Annotated in this window: 2 protein-coding genes; one reads left to right on the top strand and one right to left on the bottom strand. The window is 65.4% G+C overall.

The window, feature by feature from the left end; genetic code table 11:
- Positions 1 to 2,302: polyribonucleotide nucleotidyltransferase (gene pnp, locus VMS96_01815; protein ID HVP42135.1), on the top strand; the 2,302-nt coding region annotated here is incomplete at its 5' end.
- A gap of 173 nt (positions 2,303 to 2,475) precedes the next feature.
- Here pnp and VMS96_01810 read toward each other — a convergent pair.
- The coding region (locus VMS96_01810) for a hypothetical protein (protein HVP42134.1) at positions 2,476 to 4,137 on the bottom strand (1,662 nt) is incomplete at its 5' end.

Raw genomic sequence — 4,137 nt, 5'->3', positions numbered from 1 at the left:
GCAGGCCCACGGCTCCGTCGTGGTGCGCATGGGCGACAACGTCGTCCTGGCCACCGCCTGCGCCAATCCCGACCCCCGCGAGGGCATCGACTTCTTCCCCCTCACCGTGGATTACCGCGAGTACACCTACGCCGGCGGACGCTTCCCCGGCGGCTTCATCAAGCGCGAAGGGCGGCCCAGCGAGAAAGAGATCCTGACCTGCCGGCAGATCGACCGGCCCATCCGCCCGCTGTTCCCCGAGGGCTTCCGCTGCGAGACCCAGGTGATCGCCCTGGTGCTCTCGGCCGACACGGAGAATGACCCCGACGTGGCCGGCATCAACGGCGCCTCCTGCGCCCTGGCCGTCTCCGATATCCCCTTCAACGGGCCCATCGGCGCGGTGCGCGTCGGCCTGGTCAACGGCAGCTTCGTCGTCAATCCCACCTACACCGAGATGCGGGAGAGCCTGCTGAATGTGATGGTGGTGGGCACCGCCGACGGCATCGTGATGATCGAGTCGGGCGCCAAAGAAGTAAAGGAAGAGACGGTGGTGGACGCCATCGAGTTCGCCCACACCGAGATCAAGAAAATCGTCGCCCAGATCAACCAGATCGCCAAAGAAGTCGGGCGGCCCAAGCGCGAAGTCCCGCCGGTCGAGTTCGACGAGAAGTATTACAACGACCTGAAGAAGAAGATCGGCGACCGCCTGGTGGACGCGCTCGATACCAAGAAGCATCCCAAGGCCGAGAGCTACGCCAAGGTCCGCGAGATCAAGAAAGAACTCAAAGAAGCCATCCCCGAGGAGAACGAGGACGAGCGCAAGAAGCTCTCGCATTACTACGAGCTGCTGCGCGAGAACATCTTCCGCCAGGCGGTGACCAAGCAGAAGCAGCGTCCCGACCACCGGCAGTTCGACGAGATCCGCAACATCTCGATCGAGGTGGGCGTGTTGCCGCGCACTCACGGCTCCACCATCTTTACCCGGGGCGAGACCCAGGCGCTGGTCACCACCACCCTGGGCACCTCCGACGACATGCAGCGCCTGGAGGGCTTCGAGGGCGAAGCCAAGAAGCGCTTCATGCTGCACTACAACTTCCCTCCGTTCTCGGTGGGCGAGGTGGCCTTCCTGCGCGGCGCCGGTCGCCGCGAGATCGGACACGGCGCTCTGGCCGAGCGCGCCATTTCCTCGGTCCTGCCGGCCGAAGAGCAGTGGCCCTACACCATGCGCGTGGTCTCCGACATCCTGGAGTCCAACGGCTCTTCTTCGATGGCGACGGTCTGCGGCGCGGCGCTTTCGCTGATGGACGCGGGCGTTCCCCTCAAGGCACCCGTGGCTGGCATCGCCATGGGCCTGGTGAAAGAAGGCAATGATTACGCCATCCTGACCGACATCGCCGGCGCCGAAGACCACTACGGAGACATGGATTTTAAGGTTGCTGGAACACGCGAAGGGATCACGGCGCTGCAGATGGACATCAAGGTGCCGAACATCTCGGCGGGGATCATGCGGGAGGCGCTGGAGCAGGCCCGGAGAGGAAGATTGTTCATCCTGGACAAGATGCAGGAAGCGCTGAGCGGACCGCGGGAGAAGATCTCGCCGTACGCGCCGCGCATCTACACGCTGCAGATCCCGACCGACAAGATCCGCGACCTGATCGGGCCGGGCGGCAAGGTGATCCGCGGGATCATCGAGCAGACCGGAGTGAAGATCGACGTGGAGGATTCGGGCAAGGTGAACGTGGCCTCGAACGACGAGGCGTCGGCGGCCAAGGCGCTGCAGATGATCGGCGACATCACGGCCACGCCGGAGGTTGGCAAGACCTACCTCGGGAAAGTGGTGCGGCTGGCGGAGTTCGGGGCGTTCGTGGAGATCTTCCCCGGCACCGACGGGCTGCTGCACATCAGCGAAGTGGCGGAGCACCGCATCGCCAACGTCCGCGACGAGCTGAAGGAAGGCGACCAGATCCTGGTGAAGGTGCTGGCGGTCGAAGGCAATCGCATCCGGCTGTCGCGCAAAGCCATCCTGAAAGAGCAGCGGGCCAAGATGGGGGGCGGCGAAGGCGGCGGCGCCGAGCAGACCGTGACCATCGAGGGCGGCGGCGACTTCGTGGACGAACCCGAAGGCGGCGAGCCGAACTTCAACCGCGAAGGTGCGCCGGCGCATCATGGCGGCGGCGGCTACGGGGACCGCGGACCGCGCGATGGCGGCGGGCGTCCGGGCGGCGGTGGCGGACGTGGCGGACGCGGAGGACGCGGAGGACGCGGACGTCGCGGCGGACCGGGCGGTGGCCGTCCGGGCGGCGGCGGCGGGCCGAGAAGGTAAAGAAGTACCAAGTACCCAGTACCAAGTACCAAGAGGGCGGGAGAGATCCCGCCCTTGGTTCTTGTGGGAGAACGGAAATCGCCCCACTCGCGTGGGGCTCGCTGCGAGATGCGAGCGGTAGGTCCTCACGCTCATCCCTACGGGATTTCGCTCAGGATGACAATCTGAATTGCTTATTGCGGCAGGGGGATGCGGTAGAGGTTGCGGTGGACGGAGCGCTTGGCGTAGGCGTAGGTGACGCCATCGGGGGCGAACTCGACGGAGTTGGGGATGATCTTCGTGCCGCGGATCTTGGCAATGCCATCGCGGGCCCTGACCCCGTTAGGGGGCAGGGGGGGAAGCTGCTTGCCGGGCGGGATGGGAACCACCGCGGTCGAGGGGTTGCCCATGCCGAAGGCTTTGACCAGGAGATTCTTGCCATCGCGGCTCCAATCCACGTCGCAACCATCGGTACACAGGGTCGCGGGCTGTCCTCCGGCGAGGGGATAGGCAGCGGCACGGACAGGAAGTTCCGGGTCGTCGGTCGGCACGACGATGGCGGCCAGGCTGCCGTCGGGGGAGACCGCGGTCAGGAAGAGCAGAGGCTCGGGCATCACCTTGTGGGCGTCGGAACCATCGGCCCTCGCCCGATAGAGGAAGTTCCGCGGCCCCTCGATGCGACGGAACAAGAGATCGCCATTGGGAAGGAAGAGCGCGGAGTCTTCGGGCGCGGTCTCAGAATCCAGGCGACGTGGGGCACGACGACGGTCCAGCGGGGCGAGCCAGATGCGGGCGCTGCCATCTTTGTCCGCAGCGGAGAATGCGATCGTCTTGCCATCCGGGCTGAAATCGTAGGAGAGCATGTTGATCCCCGGGAAAGGACGTTCGGAACGGCCCGAAGCCACATTGGAGGCCCACAGCTCGCCTTCGCCGGTCCGTATCGAGGTGGCAGCCTGGCTGGTCCGGGTGAGGTAGTACAGGGTCTTGCCGTCGGCGGAGAAGCGAGGAGCATCTCCGTATCCAACGGAGGAGACCTGACGTTCGCTGCGGCCGTTGCTCAGCCATATCGAGCTCTCTGCCGTGCCGACCGAGGTGATGAGGGACTTGCCGTCGGGTGCGATCGCGATGCCTTCCTCCTCGGTCACGCCGGAGCTGATCTGCTCTGGAGGGCCATCGGGGTAACGCTGTCTCCATAGATGGAAGACCCCGTGGACGGCGGCGCTAAAGTACATCCAGTTCCCATCCGGTGACCACGCGGCGTGTGTGCAGGCGCCCTTCGGGCCCGCGACCCGTCCCAGAGAGCCGCCGTCGAAGGGGACCAGGCGGCAGGGCAACCAGCCGGCATTGTCCATCGAGACCACGAGGACCCACTTGCCGTCGGGAGAAAGGGCAGAGCGGTGTGCCATGCCGCGCTCCTGCGGGGGAACATACACGTCGCGTGTGCCAGTGCGGTTCTGGTCGGCGGTGACCAGAAGCATGTGAAGACCGCTTTGGATCTCGGAGAACAGGATGTGGCCGGGATCGGTCCAAGTCAGGCCCGAGGCATTGGGCAGCATCCGGCGAGGCTCGCCGCCGAGCACAGGAACGACCCAGGTATCGAACTCCGTGGCAGTGGTATAAGCGATGCGCGAACCGTCCGGAGAAAACTGCGGACTCATCTTATTGCGTTCGTCGTGAGTCAACTGGACGGGGTCGCCATCGGGGAGCATCTTCACGTAGACCTGGCCGGGCCCGAAGAAGGTATCGTCGCCGCGGATGAAGGCAAGCATGCGGCCGTCGGGAGATAGGGCGGGGGAGACGGCGGAGTCGGTGAAATCAGTGATCTGCACCCATTCCGATTGGTTGGGAGCTGGCGC

This window comes from Terriglobales bacterium, assembly GCA_035543055.1.
In the GTDB taxonomy this organism is placed as follows: domain Bacteria; phylum Acidobacteriota; class Terriglobia; order Terriglobales; family Acidobacteriaceae; genus JAIQFD01.
The sequence above is the reverse complement of the archived record's forward strand: the minus strand, read 5'-3'. Positions and strand labels throughout refer to the sequence as shown.